The 23,047-nt window shown below is 54.9% G+C and carries 19 protein-coding genes; 6 read left to right on the top strand and 13 right to left on the bottom strand.

Annotated elements, in window-relative coordinates:
- Positions 1–21 precede the first annotated feature (21 nt).
- Both AYK82_RS16925 and AYK82_RS16920 read left to right on the top strand, forming a co-directional pair.
- On the top strand, positions 22–1,104 hold the full coding sequence (locus AYK82_RS16925) for a sugar phosphate isomerase/epimerase family protein (protein WP_068318736.1): 1,083 nt from the start codon (positions 22–24) through the stop codon (positions 1,102–1,104).
- A 31-nt stretch (positions 1,105–1,135) separates the two neighbouring features.
- A complete protein-coding gene (locus AYK82_RS16920) occupies positions 1,136–2,347 on the top strand; it encodes a Gfo/Idh/MocA family protein (protein ID WP_068318734.1) in 1,212 nt (403 codons plus the stop codon).
- Here AYK82_RS16920 and AYK82_RS16915 read toward each other — a convergent pair.
- Positions 2,344–2,844, bottom strand: coding sequence for a GNAT family N-acetyltransferase (locus tag AYK82_RS16915; RefSeq protein ID WP_068318732.1), 501 nt, complete (start codon positions 2,842–2,844; stop codon positions 2,344–2,346). The genes AYK82_RS16920 and AYK82_RS16915 overlap by 4 nt on opposite strands.
- Positions 2,845–3,057: 213 nt before the next feature.
- Here AYK82_RS16915 and AYK82_RS16910 point away from each other — a divergent pair, with 213 nt between their 5' ends.
- Entirely contained in the window at positions 3,058–4,731 is a 1,674-nt protein-coding gene (locus AYK82_RS16910) for an alkaline phosphatase family protein (RefSeq protein ID WP_068318730.1), read from the top strand.
- Positions 4,732–4,741: 10 nt separating this feature from the next.
- On the opposite strand, the gene AYK82_RS16905 is transcribed toward AYK82_RS16910, so the two are convergent.
- The 3 genes from AYK82_RS16905 to AYK82_RS16895 all read right to left on the bottom strand — a co-directional run bounded on the left by AYK82_RS16905 (position 4,742) and on the right by AYK82_RS16895 (position 8,731).
- The gene (locus AYK82_RS16905; RefSeq protein WP_068318729.1) at positions 4,742–5,518 is read right to left on the bottom strand and encodes a phosphodiesterase; all 777 of its coding nucleotides are present in this window, start codon (positions 5,516–5,518) and stop codon (positions 4,742–4,744) included.
- Between the two features lie 221 nt (positions 5,519–5,739).
- Complete coding sequence (locus AYK82_RS16900) at positions 5,740–7,197, bottom strand: tagaturonate reductase (RefSeq protein WP_068318728.1); 1,458 nt, start codon at positions 7,195–7,197, stop codon at positions 5,740–5,742.
- 55 nt (positions 7,198–7,252) lie between these two features.
- A complete protein-coding gene (locus AYK82_RS16895) occupies positions 7,253–8,731 on the bottom strand; it encodes a UxaA family hydrolase (RefSeq protein ID WP_068318727.1) in 1,479 nt (492 codons plus the stop codon).
- A 146-nt stretch (positions 8,732–8,877) separates the two neighbouring features.
- Here AYK82_RS16895 and AYK82_RS16890 point away from each other — a divergent pair, with 146 nt between their 5' ends.
- Complete coding sequence (locus AYK82_RS16890; protein ID WP_068318725.1) at positions 8,878–9,783, top strand: GntR family transcriptional regulator; 906 nt, start codon at positions 8,878–8,880, stop codon at positions 9,781–9,783.
- 19 nt (positions 9,784–9,802) lie between these two features.
- Here AYK82_RS16890 and AYK82_RS17860 read toward each other — a convergent pair whose 3' ends face one another.
- The 6 genes from AYK82_RS17860 to AYK82_RS16865 all read right to left on the bottom strand — a co-directional run bounded on the left by AYK82_RS17860 (position 9,803) and on the right by AYK82_RS16865 (position 15,548).
- Entirely contained in the window at positions 9,803–9,967 is a 165-nt protein-coding gene (locus AYK82_RS17860) for a DUF2474 family protein (protein WP_082734008.1), read from the bottom strand.
- On the bottom strand, positions 9,960–10,964 hold the full coding sequence (gene cydB / locus AYK82_RS16885) for a cytochrome d ubiquinol oxidase subunit II (RefSeq protein ID WP_068318723.1): 1,005 nt from the start codon (positions 10,962–10,964) through the stop codon (positions 9,960–9,962). The genes AYK82_RS17860 and cydB overlap by 8 nt, the downstream gene beginning before the upstream one ends.
- Before the next feature lies 1 nt (position 10,965).
- On the bottom strand, positions 10,966–12,360 hold the full coding sequence (locus tag AYK82_RS16880) for a cytochrome ubiquinol oxidase subunit I (RefSeq protein ID WP_068318722.1): 1,395 nt from the start codon (positions 12,358–12,360) through the stop codon (positions 10,966–10,968).
- Between the two features lie 250 nt (positions 12,361–12,610).
- The gene (locus AYK82_RS17855; RefSeq protein ID WP_068318721.1) at positions 12,611–12,874 is read right to left on the bottom strand and encodes a FeoC-like transcriptional regulator; all 264 of its coding nucleotides are present in this window, start codon (positions 12,872–12,874) and stop codon (positions 12,611–12,613) included.
- Positions 12,875–12,885: 11 nt separating this feature from the next.
- Positions 12,886–15,231, bottom strand: a complete 2,346-nt coding sequence (gene feoB / locus AYK82_RS16870; protein WP_068318719.1) for a ferrous iron transport protein B — start codon at positions 15,229–15,231, stop codon at positions 12,886–12,888.
- Positions 15,228–15,548, bottom strand: a complete 321-nt coding sequence (locus AYK82_RS16865; RefSeq protein ID WP_068318717.1) for a FeoA family protein — start codon at positions 15,546–15,548, stop codon at positions 15,228–15,230. The genes feoB and AYK82_RS16865 overlap by 4 nt, the downstream gene beginning before the upstream one ends.
- Positions 15,549–15,984: 436 nt before the next feature.
- Between AYK82_RS16865 and AYK82_RS16855 the strand changes: the two genes are divergently transcribed.
- Complete coding sequence (locus AYK82_RS16855) at positions 15,985–17,661, top strand: thiamine pyrophosphate-binding protein (RefSeq protein WP_068318711.1); 1,677 nt, start codon at positions 15,985–15,987, stop codon at positions 17,659–17,661.
- Between the two features lie 19 nt (positions 17,662–17,680).
- Here the strand turns inward: AYK82_RS16855 and AYK82_RS16850 are convergent, their stop codons facing one another.
- The 3 genes from AYK82_RS16850 to AYK82_RS16840 form a co-directional block, all read right to left on the bottom strand.
- Entirely contained in the window at positions 17,681–20,425 is a 2,745-nt protein-coding gene (locus AYK82_RS16850; RefSeq protein ID WP_068318709.1) for a bifunctional acetate--CoA ligase family protein/GNAT family N-acetyltransferase, read from the bottom strand.
- Positions 20,426–20,570: 145 nt separating this feature from the next.
- Entirely contained in the window at positions 20,571–21,401 is an 831-nt protein-coding gene (locus AYK82_RS16845; protein ID WP_068318708.1) for a universal stress protein, read from the bottom strand.
- A gap of 246 nt (positions 21,402–21,647) precedes the next feature.
- Positions 21,648–22,088 carry a hypothetical protein gene (locus AYK82_RS16840; RefSeq protein ID WP_068318707.1) on the bottom strand — a complete coding sequence of 147 codons (441 nt, stop codon included), beginning with the start codon at positions 22,086–22,088 and terminating at the stop codon, positions 21,648–21,650.
- A 200-nt stretch (positions 22,089–22,288) separates the two neighbouring features.
- Between AYK82_RS16840 and AYK82_RS16835 the strand changes: the two genes are divergently transcribed.
- On the top strand, positions 22,289–22,888 hold the full coding sequence (locus tag AYK82_RS16835) for a TetR/AcrR family transcriptional regulator (RefSeq protein ID WP_068318706.1): 600 nt from the start codon (positions 22,289–22,291) through the stop codon (positions 22,886–22,888).
- Positions 22,889–23,047: the final 159 nt, after the last annotated feature.

Genomic DNA, 23,047 nt, shown 5'->3' with positions numbered 1-23,047 from the left:
GGCCTTGCGCCTGCAAACGCTATGACACATCGAAACACGACACCGAGCACCATGCGCGGCGCTGGCATTTTTCTGGCGCAGTTCGCTTCAGATGACGCGCCTTTCAATTCACTGGGCTCGGTCAGCCGTTGGGCCGCTGATCTGGGATATGGCGGCATACAGGTGCCCGCTTGGGACAGCCGCTTCATTGATCTGAAAAAGGCCGCCAACTCAAAAGATTATTGCGATGAGCTCATTGGCATTTGTGCGCAAAATGGCGTTGTCATTACCGAGCTGTCCACACACCTGCTTGGTCAGCTCGTGGCGGTGCATCCGGCCTATGACACCCTCTTTGATAGCTTTGCCCCGGAGCAAGTGCATGGCAAACCTTGGGAGCGGCAAAAATGGGCGAGCGAGCAAATGCTCCACGCTGCCAAAGCCAGCCGTAATCTTGGCCTTGATGGCTCGGTTTCTTTCACCGGTGCTTTGGCTTTTCCCTATCTGTATCCATGGCCTCAGCGCCCGGATGGCCTGATTGACGAGGCATTTACCGAGCTTGCCCGCCGCTGGCGCCCCATACTTGATGCCTATGAAGACAATGGCGTAGATGTTGGCTTCGAGATCCACCCGGGCGAAGATGTGTTTGATGGCATAACTTTCGAGATGTTTCTGGAGAAGCTAGAAAACCATCCCCGTTGCTGCATCAATTATGATCCCTCCCATTTCCTGCTTCAGCAGCTGGATTACTTGCAGTTTATCGACATCTATCACGAGCGCATCTCGGCCTTTCATGTCAAGGATGCAGAGTTCAATCCAAGTGGCCGCCAAGGCGTATACTCCGGCTATCAAGGGTGGACAAACAGGGCAGGGCGGTTCCGCTCCCTCGGAGATGGTCAGGTAGACTTCGCTGGTATTTTCTCCCGTCTGGCGCAATACGGCTACGATGGTTGGGCGGTGCTGGAATGGGAATGCTGCCTGAAAAGCGCCGAGGTAGGCGCCGCTGAGGGGGCGCCCTTTATCAAGCGCCACATTATTGAAACCACAGATAAGGCCTTTGATGACTTTGCAGGCGGCAGTCCGGATAAGGCGCAGCTGCGCGGCCTCCTCGGTTTGCAAGACGCGTAAGCCTCACCAGTAAAGCAAGCGGGAAACTTCTATGACACAGCTTTCACAACCCTTCGCTGCCCAGCCTCTGCCCCTTGGCATGGTGGGGGGCGGTCAAGGCGCGTTCATCGGTGCCGTTCATCGCATTGCCGCGCGCATGGATGGGCATTTTCAGCTGGTTTCCGGGGCGCTGTCCTCTGATGCGCAACGGGCGGCGGCCTCCGCCGCACAGCTGGGGATCGCACCTGAGCGCTGTTATACCTCTTATGCGCAAATGGCAAAGGCAGAAGCAGCACGGCCAGATGGCATACGCGCTGTCGCCATTACCACGCCGAACCACATGCACTTTCCAGTCGCCAAAGCGTTCTTGCAAGCGGGCATTCATGTCATTTGCGACAAGCCACTCACCGCGCAATTGGCAGAGGCAGAAGAGCTTGCCGCTATCGGCGCCCGCAGCAATGCGCTGTTTATTCTCACCCACAATTATACCGGCTACCCGATGATCCGCGCAGCGCGGCAATTGGTTGCTGAGGGGCAACTGGGTGATATCCGCCTTGTTAAGGCAGATTACTTGCAGGACTGGCTGGCAACCCCGCTGGAACAAGAGGGGCAAAAACAGGCCAGCTGGCGCACAGATCCGGCCCAAACGGGCGCAGGTGGAGCGATTGGCGATATCGGCTCCCATGCTTACAATCTGATCAGTTTTGTAAGTGGATTGCAATTACAAGCCGTTGCGGCTGATCTGTCCAGTTTTGTCGAGGGGCGCCGCGTTGATGATAATGCCAACTTGCTGCTGCGCTTTAAGCCTGTTGGCAGTGCAGCGCCTGCACGGGGGCAACTTTGCGCCAGCCAAATCGCCACGGGCAAAGAAAATCAGCTGACTTTAAAAGTATATGGCAGCAAAGCCGGATTGGAGTGGGATCACGAGTGCCCTGATCAGTTGCGCTTTACCCCCCTTGGTGAGTCAACCCGCATTCTCACGCGCGCTGGTGTTGGCGCCAATGCGGCTGCCAATCGTGCGGTGAGGGTGCCCGGCGGCCATCCAGAGGGGTATCTGGAGGCCTTCGCCAACATCTATGCCGAGGCGGCTTTAGCCATTCGCCAACAGGCGGGCGAAGTCCTTGAGGCGTCCGCGCACCAGCACTATCCCAGCCTGCATGATGGGCTGGAAGGCATGCGTTTCATCGCGGCAGCTGTAAGGTCCTCAAACCAAGACGCCCGCTGGGTCACTCTTGCAGAGCTACAGGCAATGCAACCAGCCTAGCTGCACTCCAAGATGTGATGGCGTAGCGGCTTTTCTAGCCGCTCCAGCCGCCCCAATGGCAAAAACGGCGGCGAGCTTAGCATCACCCAGCTTTCGCTTTCCTCTCCCGGTTTTGTAATGTCGAAATAGCCGAGACTGTCGTAGAAGGTCCGCGCTTTTTCGTTGTTTTTGCCAACTTTCAGCCGGTGTCCGCGCTGGTAATGCTCCAGCAAGGCGCTCAGCAAAAGCGTTCCAACCCCGATGCCCTGCAATTGTGGATCGACATACAGCGAGTGCAAAAAGTGTTCGGTCTCGTAGTAACTGGCAAATCCAAGCAGAACATTGCGCCGCGTTGCGACCCAGATCTCCTCACCTTGGCAAGCATTAAGAAAATGGGACTGATCAAAGGTAGCAGCAGGTACTTCAGGAAAGGCTTGGGCGGCCCCTATTCGGTAGATTTCAACGAGTCGATCAAGATCTGAACTGAGGTCTGCTGGGCGAATAATGGTTTCATTCATTCCAAGGCCTTTCCCAAATCACGATTATTGAGAAAAAATGCAAAGTCTGTGCATTTCAATATGGTGTCTTGCGCTAAGATGCATCCTAGATCAAAGGATATACTAGTAGAAATATCTAGGTAATTGGCGAGGTCGCAACTATACGAAGGTTGCCTTGCGTGAATATGTATAAATTGGCGCCTCGGTTAGTTTACTGCGTGATTTGGGGGATGAATGGCAAAGACACAACGCAAAAAGAATGTGCTTTGGATTATGTGTGATCAGCTGCGTTTCGATTATCTCAGCTGCTATGGCCACCCAAACCTGCATACGCCCAATATCGACGGACTCGCCGCGCGCGGTGTCCGGTTTAATCGCGCCTATGTGCAGTCTCCCATTTGTGGCCCCTCGCGTATGAGTTTTTACACTGGCCGCTATGTTCATGCCCATGGCAGCACGTGGAATGGTACGCCGCTTAAGGTAGGAGAGCTTACGCTTGGCGATCATCTTGCCGAGCAAGGCCTGCGCAATGTGCTTGTTGGCAAAACGCACATGCGTGCTGATTTAGAGGGCATGGCCCGCCTTGGCATCGATCCGGACAGCATCATCGGCGTGCGCGTGGCCCAGTGCGGCTTTGAGGTGTATGAGCGCGATGACGGCCTGCACCCGGGCACTGGCTACGGCAAACGGCCTGCCTATGACAAATACTTAGAAGACAAGGGTTTTACCGCAGAGAACCCGTGGGAACACTGGGCCAACTCCGGCGAGAATGAAAAAGGTGAGCTCCTTAATGGCTGGTTGCTGCGCCACGCAGACAAACCGGCAAGGGTAGAGGGCGAACACTCCGAAACGCCCTACATGATCGGCCGTGCGATGGATTTTATGCGCGAGACCAAAGAGGATGGCTGGTGCCTGCATCTGTCGCTCATTAAACCGCACTGGCCCTACATCGTTCCGGCCCCTTACCACGATATGTATAGCGAAGCCGATGTTTTGCCCGTCATCCGCAGTGAAGCAGAGCGGGAAAACGCCCACCCCGTCTATGCGGCCTTTATGGATGAGCGTGTCTCTCGCAATTTCTCGAAGGACGGCGTGCGCGAACGCGTCATTCCTGCATACATGGGGCTGATCAAACAGATTGATGACCAAATCGGTGTCTTGATGCAGTTCATGGCGGATCAGGACCTGCTCGATAACACTATGATTATTTTCTGTTCTGACCATGGTGACTATTTAGGTGATCATTGGCTTGGCGAAAAGGAGCTGTTCCACGATCAATCCGCCCGCATTCCGCTTATCGTTGTGGATCCCGATGCAGCAGCAGACAGCCAGCGTGGCACGGTCAGCGACCAACTGGTTGAAGCCATTGATCTGGCACCAACCATTTTGGACTATATGAGCGGCACGCAGAAACAGCACGTTCTGCAAGGCCGCTCGCTGTTGCCAATCCTGCGCGAGGGCAAGCAGCAGTCATGGCGCGGCTATGCCGTCAGCGAGTATGATTACTCCCATCGCCGCGTCCGCGTACAGCTGGATCAACAGGTGGATGATTGCCGCCTGGCGATGATTATGGATGAGCGCTGGAAATACATCCATGCCGAAGGCTATGCGCCCATGCTCTATGATTTGCACTCAGATCCGCAAGAGCTGCATGATCTCGGCGAGGATCCGGCTTGTGCGGATGTGCGGGCGCGCTTGTCGCAGGCGCTTTTCGCGTGGTACCGCCAGCACCACACCCGCACAACCATTTCACCGGACAAAATCATCGCAGGCGCGCCAAGCGAGCTCGGGGCGGGCATCCTCATCGGGTATTGGGACGAAGAGGAAGTTGCCCACGCCCGCAATGTTGGCGAGTGGGAACTTGATCCGAGTACGGCGCTATCCGCAAAGAGCAAAGAAATGCTCTAACTAATTTAAGCTAAAGAGAACGCAGGTGGGCGCTGAGCTGCCCATCAGCATATTTGAACAGTCGCAGTGCCAATGGGTCAATGGAGGCGCCGCCCATGGCATCGCCAATTAAATCATGGTGAAACTGGCAGGCAAGCCCTTGGCAAGTGGAGACCAGCAAGGCACCGGCAGTGCGGTGGTGAACGGCGCTCATCGCATGGTGAATGTGCCCGCTTGCCACCCCCAGCACTTGCGGATGCGGTGCAAGCACCTCCCAGAACCGTTCACGTCCTTCTCGCAGACAGATTTCGTCGACGCCGGTGAGCCCCGTTGCAAATGGCGGGTGATGGACAAAAACCAGCGTGGGCGTTTCAGCGCTCGCCTTTAACTGGCCCTCTAGCCATGTCGCTTGCTGTTCGCAAAAAACACCAGCGACCTGACCTTCCTCAAGGCTATCAAGCGCAACAATTTGCAAATCTCCAATGCGCTGGGCATAGCACAACGGCCCTTGCGCTGGCAGGTAACCCTGTGCGGCGAAAGCGGTGCGCATCGGCTCGCGCAAGTCGTGATTGCCCGGCAGCACAAATGCCGGGCAGGGCAAATGTGCGAGGGCGTCTTTGGCCTGCGCGTAAGAGGCAGCAGTGCCATCATCACTTACATCACCGCTGACAACCACAGCATCAAGCTCTGGCCACTGCTCTTGTAAAAAATCAACGGCCCGTTGCAATTGCGCAAGCCGGTCAACGCCTCGCTCATCACAGGCGTTGTCTTTGGTAAGGTGGCAATCACTAATCTGGGCAATCAGCATTTAAAAACTCACAACTCAAAACTTGATGATGAAACCTAGTGGTTACGTTCGCAGCTTTGTAGGTCCATTTCAAGACACCTGTGTGAAGTAGGTAGGGGTAGATCTCGAAGCACTCGGGTTCTTTTCTTCTGCACTCGCCGACTTCAAGTGGGAGCGGACAAACAAAAAGGCGGCAACGCAGTGCGCCGCCACCTTTCATGCTCGGGTTCCGCTACGGGGGGTTAGCGGTTTACCCAATCGCCAAGACGAGCAAAGCTGAAAGGCTCAGCTGTCAGATATTGATAGGCCTCCTCAACCAGCGCCACCAAAGCGTCACTTGCCAGAGATTTGCCCCAAAGCGCTTCATCGGCAAGGTAAGCTCGGACCATTTCCTTGGTGTCACTCTCGCCAATTGTCTTGAAGCCTGTAAAGCGGGCAATCACATCCTCGGCATCGCGTGGCGGCAAGGCATCCGCCTTCGCAAACGCGCCGGTGTAGAATGCCAGCCAAGCCGCCAACGACAGCCCCATAAAGCGCGGAGCAGCGCCGCTTGCTGCCATGTGCGCTTCAAACCGCGGCAAGTTGCGGGTGTGGAACTTGGCAATGCCGTTCAACGAGATATCGTACCAACGGTGGTTGATGAAAGGATTGGCAAACCGGCGCAGTACAGCGGCAGAAAACTCGTTTAGTTCCGCTTTGGGCAGTGAGAGATATGGAATGATCTCGGTAGCAAGCATCGCGTCAAGGAAAGCCGCAGCTGGCTTTGCCGCCATGGTTTCCTTTACGGTGTCTGCGCCAGCCAACAGAGCCAACGGGCACAACGCAGTATGCGCGCCATTCAAAATGGCAACTTTGCGCTCTTTGTAACCATCAGCATTTGGGGTGATGATCGTGCCGCTGTCTTTTTCAGCGAGAGGCAGACAAGGTGCAGGCTGGCCCTCACGCTGTTCAATCACGAGGAAGTGGAACAGCTCCGCCGCCACCATCAAGGGATCATGATAGCCCAGCTGCTTTTCCAGTGCTTCAGCTTCATCGCGCGGATAGCCCGGGACAATCCGGTCAACCAACGTGTTGAAGAAGGCATTCTTCTCTTTCACCCAAGTGATAAATTCGGTGCCAAGGCCCCAGTCTGCTGCATGTTTCAAAACGGTTTCACGCAGAGCATCGCCATTATGGTCGATCAGCTCACAAGGGAGGAAGTGAAAACCGGGCGCTTCAACCATGCCACAAGCGTTGAAGCGTTCCAACAGCATTAGGGTAACCTTGGCGGGAAAAGATGCGGGGGGAGCATCATCTTTTTTGCACTCGGCAACGTAGGTAATTCCTGCTTCTGTGGTGTTGCTCACCACTGCGCAGAAATCGGTGTTACGCGCCATTGCCAGCACGTCTTGCCAGTCATCAACTGCGGAAACCTCGCGCCGCACACAAGCGATCTGGCGAGTGTCCGCCCGCTCGCTACCATCATCGTCTACACCGCGAATAATGGTGGTATAGACACCATCGGAATCGTTCAGGGAGAACGGGATACCGCCCGCGATGGGCCGCACGACAACCACGCCAAAATCACTGCCAAGTGCTTCGTTCATCAAATCGATCTTCCAATCGATAAAGGCGCGGAGGAAATTGCCTTCACCAAACTGGATAATGCGTTCTGCTGGCCGGGGGTGACCATTCAAATGTGTTTCGTTTACTCGCTGCATGTCCCAACTCATTTCATAAAAGGGGTGACCGCCGATCGGTTACCCGAAGCGCTCGTTAGAGCGTGACACCGGATTTGAAGATAACGATATCGTGCATCCGGTTGATCTCGTTGCGGGTGCGCTCGCCAGAGGCAATTGCCAAGACTTTCTCGACAAACAACTCACAGACACTGGCGATGCTTTCATCGCCTTGCGCGATTGGGCCCGCGCTGAAGTCAATCCAGTGCTTCTTGCGCTCGGCCAGCATATTGTTAGAGGCGACTTTGACAGTCGGAACGACAGAGCCCATCGGGTTGCCGCGCCCTGTGGTAAACAGCACCAAGTGACAGCCAGAGGCTGCCAAAGCTGTAATGGCAGTGCCGTCATTCCCCGGTGCCTGTAGCAAGTTCAGCCCCGGTGTTGACAGCCGGTCAGTGTAGCCAAGAACGTCCTGCACCAGCGCCGTGCCTGCTTTTTGCGTACATCCGAGCGACTTCTCTTCCAAAGTGGTGATGCCGCCATCCTTGTTACCCGGGGATGGGTTTTCATAGATCGGTTGGTTATGATCGACATAGTACTGCTTGAAGTCATTGATCAGATTGACGATCTTGTCAAAAACACCGCGGCTGGCAGCCCGTGCCATCAAAATGCGCTCGGCGCCAAACATCTCGGGCACTTCGGTAAGTACCGTGGTGCCGCCAATCCCACACATGTAATCGGAAAGTGCACCTAGCAGCGGGTTCGCAGTGATGCCCGAAAAACCATCCGACCCGCCACATTTTAGACCGATACGCAACTTGCTGGCAGAAACCGGAGTGCGTACATCATCCCGCATATTGTCAGCAAGCTCTTCCAGATGGGCCAGAGCAGTGGCGAATTCGTCCTCGGCCTCTTGCGCCCCCATAAAGCGGACGCGCGCTGGGTCGGGCAGGTCTAGCGTGGCTTCAAACACATCGCGTGTGTTGTTCTCGCAGCCAAGCCCCATGACGAGCACGCCACCGGCATTGGGGTGGACAACAAAATTCTGCAGGATCGCGCGGGTATTGTCCAAGTCATCACCCAGCTGCGAGCAGCCATAAGGGTGGCTGAGCACAATAACCTTGCTGCCCTCTGGCATTTTGCCCGACATCTCGAACTCGCGCGCCACCCCTTCGGCAAGCCCGTTGATACAGCCAACCAGTGGTACGATCCACAAGTCATTGCGAATGCCAATGTCGCCATTGGCGCGCTCATAGGCCATGACTAGCGGTGCATCGCCAGCAACCTCCGCACTATCAGGCTCGCCTTCGTAAGCGTAGTCTTCGATCGCCCCCAGCCCGGTTTTCAAATTATGCGCGTGAACATGCGCGCCAACTGCAATAGCTTCCTTGGCTTTGCCGATGGAATTGCCGTATTTGAGCACATCCTCGCCCGCGCCAATGTCCTTCAGCGCAAATTTATGCCCGGCAGGCACATCGGCAAGCAGAGTTACCCCCTCATAACGATCGCCCTTCGCAAGACTTTGAATGGCAACAGCGACACTATCGCTGGGGTGAATAACGAGGTGGGTCTTCATAGACAAAAATCCTCAATGCCTGAGGCGGAGCATATCCGCATTTGGGTTCTTATCCATAAAAAACAATTTATTTTGAGTCTGGTCAATCAGTTTTTTATTGAATAAATACTGATTGTAGAGAAATCGACTTGGGATAGGGGAGCGCAATGCGGAACAGGGCTGTTTCTAAAAAGGCATTTAATACGTTTCTCGGGCATATTGAAAGCTTGAAAATCGGCGAAGAACTCGGTGCTGAACAACAAATTGCCGATTTTCTGGAGGCTTCGCGCACAACAGCACGGCAAGTGCTGAAAGAGGCAAAAAGCCGCGGCATTGTCTCTGTGGAGGGCCGCGAGAAAAAGGTGTTGCGCCACCCGGTTCACGATGATTACTACCCCATTGAGGAAACGGAAAGTGTCTCCAGCGCTGTTGAGCGGGCATTCATGAACTACGCTTTGCACGGCGAGTTGCGCCCCGGTGATGTCATCAACGGGCTTGCGCTGGCGCGCCAACTGGAAGTCTCCCCAAATGCACTGCGTGAATATTTAAACCGCTTCGAACGCTTTGGCCTTGTCGAACGCCGCCCCAACACCAGCTGGGTTTTCCAAGGATTTACCGAGAGCTTTGCTCGAGAACTGCTTGATGTGCGCGATATGTTTGAGCTACACGCAGCGGAAAAGTTCTTCGAATTGATGGATGATGCAGCCTTACGCGCTCTGCGCATGCTGGAGGAAGAGCACGTGCGTCTGGCACGCGACATAGATAGCCGTTTCCACGATTTCTCTAAGCTGGATGAAAACTTCCACCGCCTTCTCGGCGGGGTCGGGCGTAACCGCTTTATCGATCAATTGCGCGAAGTGATCTCTCTGGTCTTTCACTATCACTTTCAATGGGATAAGTCCGATGAGCAAGAGCGTAATGCCGTCGCGATTGACGAGCACTTGGAGATTATTCGCGCCTTCCTCGCCAAAGATAAAGAGAAGGCGATTGCCGCAACGAAGGTGCACCTCAACACTGCGGGTACCAACCTGCTAAAGTCAATCGCCTCAACCGGGCACCTAGAGAACGCGTAGGGCACCGCCCGAGGACCAGTCAGGGCACGATAAGCGCCCTGATTCCATAGGCAACCACAGTGAGCGTAACCACACCGGCAACCCATATCGCCGCAAACCAAAGGGCGCGCTGCCAGCCGGTTTGCCCTTCAGCCTCGACAAGCCAGCCACGCAAAGCGGCGATGCGCTCTCTTGCACTATTCATGATAGCCCCCGTCTTTCTCTACCTTCCCGCGAAATACCCAATAGGCATAGCCGGTATAGGCAAGGATCATCGGGATGAGCACGACGGCACCGACCAGCAAGAACTTAAGGCTGTTGTCCGGCGCTGCGGCTTCCCAGATTGTGAAATGACCGGGCACAATATAGGGGTAAAGGCTCGCCGCTAGCCCTAAGTAGCTGATAAGAAACAGGATAAGGACACAAACGAATGGCAGATAATCTGGCCCGCGCTTAAGACCGTGCCAAGCCAGCAAGCTAACCGCCAGCACCAACACTGGGACAAATAAACCCACATACTTCAAATCACTGTAAAGCCATAGGTCCAAGAAACCTTCACTAACACGCGGCATCCAAAGCCCGACAAGCAAAAAGAACCCGAGTAGGGAGGGCAAAAGCGCCCTGCTGATCACCCGAAAATGCAACTGCGGCGTTCCCTCCAGCTTCATCGTAAGCCAAGTAGAGCCAATGAGCGCATAGCCACAGACAAGACCCGCACCGCTCATCAGCGAAAACGGCGTCAACCAATCAAACCAGCCCCCCGCATATTGCCGCCCGGCAATCTCGACACCGGGCACCAAGGCCCCCAGTATTACCCCTTGCGAAAAAGCTGCGATAAACGAGCCCACAAAGAACGAGATATCCCAAAGCCACTTGTGCGCAGGCAACGCTTTAAAGCGAAACTCAAAGGCCACGCCGCGAAAAACAAGCCCCACCAACATGGCAATAATCGGCGCGTACACCGCGGGCATCAACGTGGCATAGGCAAGCGGAAACACAGCAAAAAGGCCGCCACCACCAAGCACCAGCCAAGTTTCGTTGCCATCCCACACTGGCGCGATACTGTTCATCATCAAATCGCGCTCGCTTTCGCTCTTGGTGGTCGGAAATAAAATGCCGACCCCGAGATCAAACCCGTCCAAAACCACATATGCAAAGATCGCAACAGCAATCAGGCAGGCCCAAATTAGTGCGTAGTCCATGCTAGTTCTCCTCTTTTGGAGAAAGGCTGGCAGCTGGAGTTATTCCCGCTGAACGGATTGGTTCACCCAGCTTGGGTCCTTTGGCAAGTTCCGGTGGTTTCGCCATTTTGCGCAACACATAGTAAATGCCAAGGCCGAAGATGATTGTGTAAAGCACAATGAATACGAGCAGAGATGCAGCCACCGCTGGCGCCTCCACCGGCGCAATGGATTCGCTGGTGCGTAGCAAACCGTAAACGGTGTAAGGCTGCCGGCCAACCTCTGTGGTTACCCAACCGGCTAGGATGGCGATAAAGCCAGCAGGTGCCATCATTACCGAAAAGCGTTGCAGCACCCGCGCTTGTGGCAACCCTCCGCGCCATCGCGCCCACAGCCCCCATAACCCGGCGAGCAGCATCAAACTGCCGATGCCCACCATTATGCGAAACGAGAAGAACACAATCGCAACCGGTGGCCAGTCTTCTTTGGGTACATCATTCAGGCCCGGAACTTCACCATCCCATGAGTGCGTTAGGATCATGCTGGAAAGCTTAGGGATTTCGATCGCGTAAAGTGTCTCGCCTTTCTCCACATCGGGCCAGCCAAACAAGATCAACGGCGCCCCGCTGCGTGTCTCGAAATTGCCCTCCATAGCCGCGACTTTGGTCGGCTGATGCTCAAGCGTGTTTAGCCCATGCATGTCCCCCGCCATTATCTGCAGAGGCGCGACCACAAGAATGAGCCACATGGCCATGGAAAACATCAGCCGGGCAACCTCGTCCTTTTTGTTGCGCAATAAATGGCAGGCAGACACACCTGCCACAACAAACGCAGTAGTCAGATACGCGGCCAATACCATATGTACCAATCGGTAAGGAAAGGAGGGGTTAAACACCACGTCAAACCAGTCTTCCGCGATAAACTGCCCAGCTTCGTTAAAGGCATATCCTGCTGGTGTTTGCATCCAGCTGTTCACGGCAAGGATCCAGAATGCGGAAAGCGCGGTCCCGCAAGCGACGATCACCGTCGCGGCAAAATGCAGCTTGCGTCCAACTTTCTTCATGCCGAAGAGCATAATGCCAAGAAAACCGGCCTCCAGAAAGAAGGCAGTCAAAACTTCGTAGCCCATCAAGGGGCCAATTACCGCTCCCGTTTTTTCCGCAAAAACAGACCAATTGGTGCCGAACTGGTAGGTCAGCACAATACCGGAAACCACGCCCATACCAAACACAATGGCGAAAATTCCAAGCCAATACTTGTAGGCACGCATGTAGACGTCGCGGCCACTCCACAGCCACAATCCTTCGAGTACCGCAAGATAACTGGCCAGCCCGATGGTAAAGGCCGGAAAGATGATATGGAATGAAACCGTGAAAGCAAATTGCGCTCTGGCTAGTTCTACAGCGCTGATATCCATGAGGAACAGTCCTTGGCTGTGATCGCTTTGGAATAAACTTAGGTCGAATGACAATGTCGGCAAGTTGCCCGCAGCTTGCCAAGCTCAGCCCAATCCCTCAATCCCCGTAGATGCAGGGCTGTGTTGCGAAAACAGCTGCGCGCAATTGTCGCGCACCGCCGCCACATGTCAATCACAAGGTATACGCCAAGAAAAAAGGAGGCAGTGAAAACACTTACCCCCTTCTTGCTGTGGAATAATTCTAGGGTTGTTAGTGGTGGTTCTGGCAGCCCTCTGGTTTTTCATAGTGAGCTGCGACGAAATGGCGCTCTTTGTTGCCAAGGCATCCGCCGCATTTCCCGCCGCTCTTCTCATTGCTTTGACTGCCGCAGGAAAATTCTTCAATCCGCCCAAGGCGCGCCAGCTGCTCTAGGATCATCAACGCCATGTCGGGGCTGGTGTGTAAATGCCGCGCCATATCCTGTGTGTTCACCATCCCGGCGCGGGAGATAAAAGAAAGGGCTTCCTTGTGCATCGCTCTTTCTCCTATTCTGCCGCAACAGCGCGCGCTGAGGTGATGCTCTGTTGCTCGCGATTGGCGATCACGCGCATGGCGTAGAAAACTCCGCCAACAACCAGCACCACGCCAATCAACCATGCACCAGAACTTGCAGGATGCCGGGTAAAGGTTCCGGCCTGATAAGCAAACACCGATCCGCAATAGGCAAGCAAGGTGGTCCAGCCGCCAGCAAACAAGGCCCAGTTGCGCCCGAGCTCTCGCCAAATCGTCGCCAAAGCCGCCGCGCAAGGGATGTAAAGCAACACCGCTATCATATAGGCAAAAGCGCCAACCTTGCCGTCAAAGTGTGCGACAAGTGCGGTAAACGTCGATGCTGCGACCTCTTGTTCTTCCGCCGCTACTTCAAAGTTGGAGGTGTCGCCGATGTCGAGCCCAAGCGGATCAAGCAACTGGGAGGTTAGGCCCACAAAGCCGTCAATCATGCCGCTAAAAGTACCGCTGAGCGTGCCAAGCGGGTCCGGCTCTCCTGCATCTTCCTCGTGAATGTAAAGCGCTTGTAAAGTGCCGACTACGGTTTCCTTGGCGAAAATGCCGGTCACAAGGCCAACCGTTGCCGCCCAGTCCTGTTCTCGGATGCCCATGGGCGCCAGCACCGGCGTAACCTTTTTGGAAACCACAGCCAAGACAGAGGTCCCATTACTTTCGTTACCAAGATTGCCCTCAAAATCGACCGAGTTGAGGGCTGAAAGCACAGCCACCACCAGTACAATGATTTTGCCCGCACCCAGCATAAAGCCCTTCAGACGGACCCAAACCATGCGCATCAGCCCCTTAAATTCGGGCAGCTGATAGGCTGGCAACTCAATAGCAAGGCTTGAAGAGCGGTTGCGATAAAGCGAGTGGGACAGCACCAGCCCGGTAAACAACGCCATGCCCACACCGATCAGGTAGAGAACAAACACCAAGTTCTGCCCGTTATCGGGAAAGAATGCCGCCGCAAACAAGGCGTAAACAGGCAAACGCGCCCCGCAAGACATAAACGGCGCCATCATCGCTGTCATCACCCGCTCGCGTCGGCTTTCCAGCGTGCGAGTGGCAATAACGGCAGGGACCGTGCAGCCAAACCCCAAGATAAGCGGCAGGAATGCGCGCCCCGGCAGGCCCAATTTGTGCATCAGTTGATCGGTAACAACGGCGGCCCGCGCCATGTAGCCACTCTGTTCCAGAAAGATCTGGCAAAGAAACAAGATGCCAACAACCGGCGCAAAGGTGAGCACGGTCTGCAAGCCCGCGCCCACGCCAGCGACGATGACAGCCAACGCGTTATCACTTAGCCCCATGCTGGTTAACAGCAGGGCAGGTGCCTCGACAAACAGCGCAGCGCCCACCCCGTCGAAGAAGTCAATAAACACCGAGGAAACATTAATCGCGATGAAGAACATCGCATACATCACCCCAAGAAAAATGGGAAAGCCAAAGCGCTTGGAAAGCACGATGCGGTCGATCTTATCGCTGGTCTCGCGCACTTGCTTCGGTTCTGGAAGATCCATCAGCCCTGCAAGCGAAATCGCGCGGCTAAAATAGCTGCTCGCCATCACCAGCGCTGTCGGATCGCCAAGCTGCTGCTCAAGCTTCGTCGAAATCAGCGCCACATGCTCCGCCGCCTCTGCTCCAAGAGCTCTGGCGGCCAAAGCATCTTCTTCCAACAGGCGGCACGCCAATGCCGGGGCTAGCCCTAGGGAAACTGAGTGCTTACTGACCAGTAAGTGCGCCAACGCCTCTATGCCATCGCGCAGTTCGTAGGGGTCGGTATGCAGGGGCCGCTCGGGCCAAGGCTCACTTAGTACCTGGGCAATCTCGCTTTGTAAATCGGCAAGCCCATCGCCGTTATGCGCAGAAATCGCCACAACCGGAATGCCAAGGGCAACGCTTAACCGCTCGCAGGCTTCTTCGATCTCGTCAGCCTGACAAAGGTCCTTTTTGCTCACCACCGCAATGGTGGGCCGCTGATGCACCAAGCTCTGCAACAGTACAGCCAAAGACCGCTCCAGCATGGTCGGGTCTAGTACACACAGCAGCACATCAGGGCGATCGTTTAACAGGGCTTGCCGGGTTATGCTTTCGTCAATGCGCTCATCCTCGGGAGAAGAGAGGGTTGCGACACCGGGTAAATCTAGAACATCCAGATCACTGCTTGCGAGCCGACATAGGCCGCTCTTACGATCAACAGTCACGCCGGGCCAATTGCCTATGTGTTGCCGACTGCCGGTCAATAGGTTGAAGAGGGAGGTTTTTCCAGAGTTCGCAGTTCCAACGAGGAACGCCCTTGGTAATCCTTGCGGGGCCTGTGCCGAAGTGCCGTGGCAGCTCATTGCCCTTCCTCCACGACGAGAATTTCACTGGCTAACTCATAGCTGAGTGCCACCCGTGCCGCGCCGCAGCGCACCACACGCGGTCCGCGTCCATGCCCGGATAAAACACTGAGCGCAGTGTTATCTGCAAGTCCCAGCGCCCGCAGCTTTAAAGAAAGCGCGCAGCTGCTACCAAGCCGAACAATCCAGAACGTGCACTCAAGCGGAGCCTCCGTCAGGCGAATGGCGTGTTCTGGCACGGTAAAACTTGGCTTGAAGGGTGCAAGGGTTTCTTTGTGAACTGGCTGGTCAAAAGTTTCGACGGCTGGCCCAAACATATTGGATACTCCCGAAAACCGGCTGGGGGAAATGGCTGTTTTCTTTAGTTGTCTGCAACTGCGAACCATTTGCATTGACGCGGATCAACTTGACAAGTGCGTAAAAGTGCGTCCCAGGCGGGAAAAAATCTTGGGGAGTTGTAGTTTAGAAATATTCGAGACTTTCGACCTCAAAATATCTCAATGATATTATTCGCATAGATAAAATAACGGCACCCATGCTGACATAACTTGTCCTTGTTCAGTTGGATCTGCGACATATCGCGGTTTTTTGTCCATCAGTGTTTCGCTAAGAGGAATGCGAGACAAAAACGCCCTTACCAAGAGCCAAAATCGCTCGAACCATTCCAATTTGGAATAGCTCAAAGAAACATGGCGCATATGCAAACTACGTAGTTGCCGATACTCTCCTTGCCTGCTTGGAGGAGGGCATAGCATGCAAGAGCAACAACAGGCCGCAGGGCATTTGATCGTCGAAGCACTGGCTGCACAAGGCGCAGAGCGCGTGTTTTGTGTGCCGGGTGAAAGCTATCTCCCGGTGCTGGATGGCCTGCATGATGCCAGCATCCCTGTAACCGTCTGTCGGCAAGAGGGCGGCGCGGCCATGATGGCAGAGGCGCACGGCAAGCTTACGGGCCGCCCCGGTATTTGCATGGTTACCAGAGGCCCCGGCGCAACCAATGCTGCCGCCGGTGTGCATGTTGCCCAGCAAGACAGAACGCCGATGATCCTGTTTGTTGGCCAGATCGACAGCCAAATGCGCGAACGGGATGCGTTTCAAGAGGTCGACTACCGCCAGATGTTTGGCAAAATGGCCAAGTGGGTGGCGGAGATAGACCACGCCAGCCGCATTCCAGAGTTTATCGCCCGCGCTTATCGCATTGCCATGTCTGGTAATCCCGGCCCGGTTGTCCTTGCCCTTCCAGAAGACATGCTGCAACAAAGCGCAAGCCCAAAGCCAGTGGTGCGGGTGGAGCCGGTGGCAGCTGCTTTGTCTAACCTGCAGCAAGCAGAGCTAGAGGCCAAACTAAGCGCTGCCAAGCGTCCGCTTGCCATCGTCGGCGGTGCCCGCTGGAGTGCGGCAGCCGTGGCGTCCTTGCAAAAAAGCGCTGAAAAGCTAAACCTGCCGGTTGCCTGTGGCTTCCGTCGGCAAATGCTGTTTGATCACACCCACCCGTGTTATGCGGGTGATGTGGGCATCGGCATCAATCCGGCCCTGCGCGCAGCTATAGAAGCGGCAGACCTCCTGTTGGTTATCGGAGAGGAACTCTCCGAAATGCCAAGCCAATCCTACGAGTTGCTGGATATTCCCGTACCTGAGCAGCAGCTGCTACACGTCTTGCCGGATCCGCTAGCACTGGGGCGCCTTTACCAGCCGGATCTTGCAATCTGTGCCGATCCTGCCAGCTTTTGCGCTGCGTTGGAAACCATTGCACAAAGCCTAGAAACAAACTGGCAAGAGTGGCGAGACGCTCGCCGCACCGACTATGAGGCATGGAGCGGCGCCCGCCCGCAAATCCCCGGCAGTTTGCAAATGCGCGAGGTGATGGAGGTCATTGCGTGCCATGCACCAACAGACACCATCATCACCAACGGGGCGGGAAATTACGCCACATGGGTACACCGTTTTCACCGTTTCCGCAGCTTTGGCTCGCAACTGGCACCAACTTCGGGCTCCATGGGCTACGGCCTGCCAGCCGCGATTGCTGCCAAGCTACAGCATCCTGATAGGCAAGTGCTTTGCTTCGCTGGTGATGGCTGCCTGCAAATGACCATTCAAGAGCTGGCTACGGCTGCGCAAGAGCAAGCCAATATAATCGTCATCGCTGTCGACAACGGCATGTATGGCACCATTCGCATGCATCAAGAGCGTACCTATCCCGGACGCGTCAGCGCGACCACTTTGCAAAATCCGGATTTTGGCAGCATCGCCACAGCCTATGGCTTTGCTGCGCACCGCGTGGAAACGGCTGCACAATTTGAAGGGGCGCTAAAGACCGCTCTTGCGCATAACAGGCCGAGCTTCTTGCACTTGCTGCTTGATCCTGAGGCGATTACACCCGCTGCCAGTCTGTCGCAAATCCGTACAGCCGCTCAGCAAAAGAACCCGTGAGCCAAGCTGCCGTAGCGCTTCACTCCAGCGGGCCAGTAAGCAGAAAGTCATGCTCGGCCTGCTCCACATCCAGTGTCACCACACTAAGGCTATCATCATCGGGGGCACGGCTGCTGCTAAACCCGAGCTTGCGGCACATGGCCAGCATGGTGGTATTCTCGCGCAGTACCTCGCCCTTAACTGTGGCGATGCCATCCACCTGCGCATACCGCAGAATAAGCTGCATAAGCATCCATCCCAGCCCCAGCCCTTTCAGCTCTGATTGCACCATAACCGCGTATTCCCCCACCGTATGATCCGGGTTGCAATGCAGGCGCACCACGCCCAGCATGTTATCAGTATCCTTATCAAACGCAGCAAACGCCATGGCCCGGGTATAATCCAGCTGCACCAGGCGGGCGAGAAAGGCGTGGCTAAATTCTTTAACAGGCGCAAAGAAGCGTAGCCGCAAATCCTCCTGCGAAACCGACTGGAAGAACGTTTTAAACAGCGCCTGATCTTCGGGCCGGACAGGGCGAATAAAGATTTCGCGCCCATCCTTCAGCTTTTGCGTATGTTCCCATTCGCGCGGGTAGGGGGCAATCGGCAAACGCCGCTGCAAGCTGCGCCGATCCTGCGCAGCAGGGGCAATGGCCACGCGCGCATCCAACACCATCAGGCCATTGGCATCGGCCACCACTGGGTTCAAGTCAAGCTCGACCACCTCCGGAAAATCCAGAGATATCTGCGAGAGCTTTACCAAAAGGCGGGCCAGCTCCGCCTGATCTGCGGGCGGGCGATTGCGGAAACCGTCAAGCAGCGGGCGCGCGCCCGAACGCTCTATCAACGAGCGTGCCAGATTGAGATCAAGCGGCACCAGATCAATAGCCCTATCTTTCACCACCTCAACCGAGGTGCCCCCGCGGCCAAACAACACAACTGGGCCAAACACAGCGTCATTGGCCAGCCCTGCATAGGTCTCCAGCGCCTGTAATTTGTCGATCTGTGGTTGCAGCTCAAAGCCGCTGATCTGCGCTTGCGGATACTGCTTTGCAAAACGCTCAAGCATCTGCCGCGCCGCTTCGCGCGCCGCCCCGGGCGTATCCAGATCCAATTGCACCCCGCCTACATCGGACTTAAAAATCAGCTGCGGGCTGCAAATCTTCAACACCAGCTTGGAATAAACCCGCAAGTATGCCTTGGCAGCTTCTTGCACTTCATTCAGCGTACGCGCGAAATACATTTCCACCTGCTGAATGCCATAGGCGCCAAGCAAATCGCGGATCTGCAGCGGTGTAAGCCATTGTTGGCCGCTTTCCAGCGCCTGCTGTACAGCGCGGCGGGCGTGTTTCAGTTGCGGGTTAAAGTCCCGGGGTAGACTGTCTGGCGCGGACATCAAAGTACGCTGTGCATCCTGATAACGCACCAGATGCATAAAGGAGCGTACCGCATCCGAAGGGCTGGCAAAGCAGGGAACTTTCGCCTCATCGAGTGCTTGGCGCGGCATCGCGCTGCCACTTGCCAGCGTGGCAATGAGTGCCGGTCTACGCCCCATGCCTTTGCGGGCTTTTTTGCCAGCCTCTGCGATTGTCTTGGCAATGCCCTCATAATCGTTGAAAGCCGTGGGCGCTGCCACCACGAGCACCCCATCTGCACTGCGCTCTTGCAACAATTCGTCAAGCGCCTGTGAAAATTCGCCGGTGCTTGCATTTTCTGGTAGCACCAGCGGATTGCCGCCAGCCGAATCCACCCGCGTCAGTGCGTTAAGGCGGGCCTGTGTTTCCGCGCCAAAAGCAGCTAGCTCGCCGCCCAGCCGCTCCCAATGGTCAGCTGCCAGCGTGGCGAGAGATCGGCCATTGGCAAGAATAGCAAGGCGCTGCCCTTGCGGTGGCTTCACCCGGGTGACTGTTTCTACCGCTTCAAACATCTCGTCCAGATCATGCACACGCAGCACACCCGCCCGCTGCAAAGCCGCATCATACACCGCATCAGGCGTTGCCAAGCGGCCAGAGTGGGTGATGCCGCGTTGCGGCCGATCTCGGCTGGCGCCCGAGCGGATAACAATCACCGGCTTTACCCGCGCCGCAGCCCTTGCGGCAGAAAGAAACTTGCGAGGATTACGGATGGTCTCAAGGTGCAGCAGAATGGCTTTGCTGCGAAAATCCATCGCAAAATAATCGAGCAAGTCTGAGACATCCACATCCGCCCGGCGCCCAAGCGAGATCGCCGCAGAAAAACCTATGCCGTTATTCTGCGCCCAAGAAAGCGTCGCATTGAATATTGTGCCGCTGCGCGAAATCAACGCCAGCTCTCCCGCTTTGGGCGTCTCCAATGTTAACAGCGCACTTAAGCCGCAATGCGGCGCGGCAACGCCAAGTGAGCCGGGCCCTAAAATGCGGATGTTAAAGGGCTGAGCGGCCGCAAGCAGCGCATCAATATCTCTTTCATCCCAGCCATCAAAACCGCTCGCAGGCAACAGCGCCGCGCGGCACCCTTTCTTTCCGGCCTCCTGCAGCAGCTTAGGGGCCTCGCTGGCCGCGCAAAGTAAGACCACAAGATCAAGCGGATCGCTCATCTCTTCCAAAGATTTGTAGCTGCGATAGTTTTGTAAGGTTCCTGCTGCAATCGCGCTTTGCTCTAGGCCGATCATGTAGCGGGGGCCCTTAAACCCTCCATGCGCGATGTTAAGCAGCAGGCGTTCCAGTACCAACGCGCCGTGGCTATTCGGCCCGATGAGAGCAAGTGATTTGGGTGCCAACAAACCCTCAAGGTTACGAATAGTCATCGTGGTGCCCGCCTGATGTTACTGCCAATAAAAAACGACATGGTTGATATCTTACCATGCCGTTATAACAGTTCTTGCTTTAATGTGCCTTGATATGCGCCAAGCGCTGCCATGTGCCGCGGCAGCGCTTTAGCTTTCTCTGGCCCTAATGCGCCATGAGAACTGGAACGGTCATGCTGGACAAAATGTCCCGTGTAGCCCCGCCGATAATGTACTCACGCATCCGGCTGTGGCCATACCCGCCCATAACCAGCATGTCGACATCGTTTTCCGAAACATAGTTTAGCAAACTGTCAGCGACAGAAACCGGAGGTTTGGTGATCACATCAACCGTAACTTTAAGGTTATGCCGCGCAAGATAGGTTGCCAGATCTGCACCCGGCTCACCATCAACAGGCTTGCCCTTGTTCACGATAACAATGGTGACCTTCTCTGCCATCTCTAGGATTGGCAAAGCGGCATGTACGGCACGTGCGGCTGTCGGGCTGCCATCCCATGCAACAACAACGTTTTTGCAGGAAAACTTGCCCTGCGAGATGTAAGGCACCAGCAAAGTCGGAACGCCGGACTCAAACAGCAGCGATTCAATAACAACTTCGCGCATTGGCTCTGGTTGCTCTGGGTTGTCCTGCCCAACCACTACAACATCAGTCATGCGTGCTTGTTGAAGAATTGGCTCTAAAGAACCGCCTGTAATAACTGTTTCTTGGCGGCTCTCTCCATTAACTCCGGCAAGTTCGACCAAGCGATCAAATGCGCCAGAGGCGGTGCTTGCAGCGTCCACAGCTTGTTTATGCGCCATTTGCAGGTAATCCGCCGGCATCGGGGCAGCGATAAAGCCCGGTACAATCGGCTCCAGCACAAGAGAAACGCCGGTTACATGTGCTTCGATTTGGCGAGCGAACTCGATAGCAACTTGTGCCGCAGGTTGTTCGCCGTTGAGATCGAGGAGGGTTACAATGTCTTTGATGGCCATGAAAACTGCTCCATGCTTATGCAGTGTTTAGGCGGAGTGGTTACTCCACTCTCTAATAGATATAGAAGAAACAGCCCAATCTTGAGCTCCTAGAATTCTTCTAGGCTATATGCTTTTGCATGGCATTGATAAATATCAACCAGATCTATCAAGATAATCTATTGAAAAATATAAGTAAATTTAAATAATACTAAGGTATGAGTTCTGAGCGTGTGCGCAGAACTCATCGGGGCAACCGCGCGGCTATTAAGGGTTTGCCACCGCGGAACTGGCAGAGGAGGTCGTTCGGTTGCGGTTGGGGCGCTCCTGCCTGATCCCCCACAAGAGGAACAGCAGGTTAAGCCCGAACAAAGCCCATTGCGGCAAACTGTAAACCTCACCTAGCCAAGTATAGCCTTGCCAGAGGAACAGGCTGGAGAAGCAAAATAGCTGAGCTGTGTAAAGCCATGCAATTGCACGCACTCCACTGCGTGCATAGCAAGCGATAAGCAAGGCCACTCCACCAACGGAAAAAAGTGCTGTAATTGCATGCCAAACAACAGCGTAAAGGGCTTTCTGCTCGGCTTCATTATCAACAGAGATGCTGGCATCCATCATCGGTATCAAATACTCCTGCCCACCAGCCAGAGCGTGGATTAGTGCGGTCGCAATCAAGATGAAAGCGGCAATGATCATCGGTATGTTCATTCCATTCTCCATATAACGAGAAAACCTGCCTACAACTATTGCATGAAATGAGAGCGCTTACAATACGCTTGCGTATGTTGATGTGTCCGTGCCACCCTACACCCGTATTTGGAAACAGCATTTTCGATATGATTTGTGCATTTATTACAATTTAAGTATGTTGAAATAAAAAGCACAAAAGAAACCGCAGAGGTCTTCCAATGGACGAAGCGACGAATTGCAAGCATGGTGAAAAACGCAAGCGCGGCCCGCGCCTGACAGCGCAAGACTGGATCAAACACGCGTTTAAATCACTAAGTGCAAAAGGTCCTTCGGCAGTAAAGATCGAAGCGTTGGCAAGGTCAATCGGCGCAACCAAGGGCTCGTTCTATTGGCATTTTTCCAATGCAGACGCGCTAAGAGATGCAATGCTCAATCATTGGGAAGCGCGTTCTTTGGATGCCGTGGTACAAGAAGTAAACGAGCTGCCCAAACAACCTCCAAATGCAGGGCTCGTGATGCTTGTCGATATTATAGCGAATTACCCCTTGCACGAGTATGGCGGTATCAGATCAGAACCGGCCCTGCGCGATTGGGCACGGTTTGACCCTGTGGTTACCGAGCGATTACAGCAGGTTGATGCCGCAAGACTTTCCTTTTTAGAAGAGCATTTTAGCAACTGCTTTAACCCAGAAGTTGGGAAGGCGGGCGACGCGGCCCAATTGTTTTACGCGGCATACCTTGGCTTACTGCACATCAAGTCAGAGCCGGCGCAAATGCGGCAACCGCTTATGTCACTAGTGAACATTCTAACACACTAGATATTTTTCAGTATCCTGCCGCAAATGCTTGAAAAGCAGAAGGTTTTTACTTCGACTTTCGTCTAGTGTGTGGCTTTCCCTCTTCACTTTGGTCGCGCAACGCGTCTATCCTTCTATAAGTACTACTACGGCGCAGCTGTTTGGCCATTGCGGCGCGCC

The organism is Polycladidibacter hongkongensis (genome assembly GCF_001561995.1).
Taxonomy (GTDB): Bacteria; Pseudomonadota; Alphaproteobacteria; order Rhizobiales; family Stappiaceae; genus Pseudovibrio; species Pseudovibrio hongkongensis.
Note: the sequence above shows the minus strand (reverse complement) of the source record. Positions and strands in the feature narration are given on the sequence as shown.

Bases quoted from the DNA above. Each gene is read 5' to 3' on its own strand.
- AYK82_RS16910 (WP_068318730.1), top strand. From the start codon at position 3,058: ATGGCAAAGACACAACGCAAAAAGAATGTGCTTTGGATTATGTGTGAT.
- AYK82_RS16920 (WP_068318734.1), top strand. From the start codon at position 1,136: ATGACACAGCTTTCACAACCCTTCGCTGCCCAGCCTCTGCCCCTTGGC.
- AYK82_RS16895 (WP_068318727.1), bottom strand. From the start codon at position 8,731: ATGAAGACCCACCTCGTTATTCACCCCAGCGATAGTGTCGCTGTTGCC.
- AYK82_RS16835 (WP_068318706.1), top strand. From the start codon at position 22,289: ATGGACGAAGCGACGAATTGCAAGCATGGTGAAAAACGCAAGCGCGGC.
- AYK82_RS16915 (WP_068318732.1), bottom strand. From the start codon at position 2,844: ATGAATGAAACCATTATTCGCCCAGCAGACCTCAGTTCAGATCTTGAT.
- feoB (WP_068318719.1), bottom strand. From the start codon at position 15,231: ATGAGCTGCCACGGCACTTCGGCACAGGCCCCGCAAGGATTACCAAGG.
- AYK82_RS16845 (WP_068318708.1), bottom strand. From the start codon at position 21,401: ATGGCCATCAAAGACATTGTAACCCTCCTCGATCTCAACGGCGAACAA.
- cydB (WP_068318723.1), bottom strand. From the start codon at position 10,964: ATGGACTACGCACTAATTTGGGCCTGCCTGATTGCTGTTGCGATCTTT.
- AYK82_RS16880 (WP_068318722.1), bottom strand. From the start codon at position 12,360: ATGGATATCAGCGCTGTAGAACTAGCCAGAGCGCAATTTGCTTTCACG.
- AYK82_RS16855 (WP_068318711.1), top strand. From the start codon at position 15,985: ATGCAAGAGCAACAACAGGCCGCAGGGCATTTGATCGTCGAAGCACTG.
- AYK82_RS17855 (WP_068318721.1), bottom strand. From the start codon at position 12,874: ATGCACAAGGAAGCCCTTTCTTTTATCTCCCGCGCCGGGATGGTGAAC.
- AYK82_RS17860 (WP_082734008.1), bottom strand. From the start codon at position 9,967: ATGAATAGTGCAAGAGAGCGCATCGCCGCTTTGCGTGGCTGGCTTGTC.
- AYK82_RS16905 (WP_068318729.1), bottom strand. From the start codon at position 5,518: ATGCTGATTGCCCAGATTAGTGATTGCCACCTTACCAAAGACAACGCC.
- AYK82_RS16840 (WP_068318707.1), bottom strand. From the start codon at position 22,088: ATGAACATACCGATGATCATTGCCGCTTTCATCTTGATTGCGACCGCA.
- AYK82_RS16900 (WP_068318728.1), bottom strand. From the start codon at position 7,197: ATGCAGCGAGTAAACGAAACACATTTGAATGGTCACCCCCGGCCAGCA.
- AYK82_RS16865 (WP_068318717.1), bottom strand. From the start codon at position 15,548: ATGTTTGGGCCAGCCGTCGAAACTTTTGACCAGCCAGTTCACAAAGAA.
- AYK82_RS16890 (WP_068318725.1), top strand. From the start codon at position 8,878: ATGCGGAACAGGGCTGTTTCTAAAAAGGCATTTAATACGTTTCTCGGG.
- AYK82_RS16925 (WP_068318736.1), top strand. From the start codon at position 22: ATGACACATCGAAACACGACACCGAGCACCATGCGCGGCGCTGGCATT.
- AYK82_RS16850 (WP_068318709.1), bottom strand. From the start codon at position 20,425: ATGACTATTCGTAACCTTGAGGGTTTGTTGGCACCCAAATCACTTGCT.